This window comes from Aeribacillus pallidus (assembly GCF_050478865.1).
Lineage (GTDB): Bacteria > Bacillota > Bacilli > Bacillales > JACDOC01 > JACDOC01.
Map to the genome: position 1 here is coordinate 1 of NZ_JBCNBW010000051.1, position 1,305 is coordinate 1,305.

Genomic DNA, 1,305 nt, shown 5'->3' on the forward strand with positions numbered 1-1,305 from the left:
GGCTCTACACTAAATGTGGTGGTCATGCTTATCATCTCAAGGGTTCAGATAATCCGCAAAAAATGATAAAAAAATAACACCTTCTTCTCTCTCTTTGATAATCTAAAGTTGCGACACAAAAGACATCAAAGAGGGAGAGAAGATAGGTGCTTACTCATTCTATCATAAACTTATTAGGAATTAAAGATAAGCATGTAGAGATTTTTGATTCAGGGGAAGAACAAGGCGTATTTTGGTTTGAATTACATACACGTGTGAAAATGCAGAAATGTCCGAAGTGTAAAAGCCGTACAAAACGCATCCATAGCTATCGAATGCAAAAAGTACAGAGTTCATTAGTGGCGGGAAAAAGAGTGTACTTACATGTGAAGAAGCGAAGATATCGTTGTACAACATGTGGTCATATTTTTTATGAAAAGCTTTCGTTTGTGGATCGATATCAACGTCACACGCTCATGCTGGCTCAGGAGGCATTATGTTTATGTGCAGAAATGTCCTTTAAACATGCTGGAATGCTAGCGGGGGTGAGTACAAACCGAATATTAAGAATGTTCGATACACGATCCATCCCTGTCAAAAAGGTACTTCCACGTGCGATTACCATTGATGAATTTAAGGGTGATGCAGGAGGATTAAAAATATCAAACGATTATTGTCGATGTAGAAAATCGTGAAATATTGGATGGCTGCCAGACCGATGTGTAAAAACGATTGAAACCTATTTAAAACAATGTGACACAGGAAATGTACAGATCGTAGAAATGGATTTATCCAAGTCATTTAAGAAAGTAGTTTAAAGACAATTAGGGAATCCTCTTATTATTGCGGATCGGTTTCATTTTATGAGACAAGCTTATTGGGCGTTTGATCAAGTAAGACGAGAAGTGCAACATAAATTATATAAAGAACAACGTATTCGCATTTAGAAAAGTCGTTCAAACATTTAAGAGATGGAAACAAGAGATTTTACAATCCTTCATGTATCCATTTAACAATGGTTATATTGAAGGTGTAAATAATACAACCAAGGTAATCAAACGAATCTCTTATGGAATTAAAAGCTTTCAGCGATTACGAAAAAAGATATTGTGGCGTCAACTTGTCAGAAGGAATGCAGGTTAACCTGCATTCCTTCCAAAGAGAGAGTATTGGAAATATTTACACCACCACAATTGACAGAGAGCCATAAATATCCGTTTCACTTTTTCCCAGAACGAGTTATCTTTCAGTTTTACAGTTTTAATTTTTTTGTCGCTTAACTTGATTTCTACATGTTCCACATGTTGCAAGCTTAAGGCTTCATTA

General features: G+C 36.0%; 2 protein-coding genes and 2 pseudogenes. 3 read left to right on the plus strand and 1 reads right to left on the minus strand.

The genetic code is table 11. The features are described from left to right. The first annotated feature begins 146 nt into the window (after window positions 1-146). From ABES52_RS11505 to ABES52_RS11515, 3 genes and pseudogenes are all read left to right on the plus strand, one after another. The gene (locus ABES52_RS11505; protein WP_429651300.1) at window positions 147-674 is read left to right on the plus strand and encodes a transposase family protein; all 528 of its coding nucleotides are present in this window, start codon (window positions 147-149) and stop codon (window positions 672-674) included. A gap of 138 nt (window positions 675-812) precedes the next feature. Further along, window positions 813-926, plus strand: a pseudogene (locus ABES52_RS11510) (transposase); the annotation flags it as partial. A gap of 37 nt (window positions 927-963) precedes the next feature. Continuing rightward, window positions 964-1,122 (plus strand): transposase, encoded by a 159-nt coding sequence (locus ABES52_RS11515; protein WP_429651301.1) that lies wholly within the window; start codon window positions 964-966, stop codon window positions 1,120-1,122. Between the two features lie 62 nt (window positions 1,123-1,184). Here the strand turns inward: ABES52_RS11515 and ppnK are convergent. After that, window positions 1,185-1,305 (minus strand): annotated as a pseudogene (gene ppnK / locus ABES52_RS11520) (NAD kinase); the annotation flags it as partial.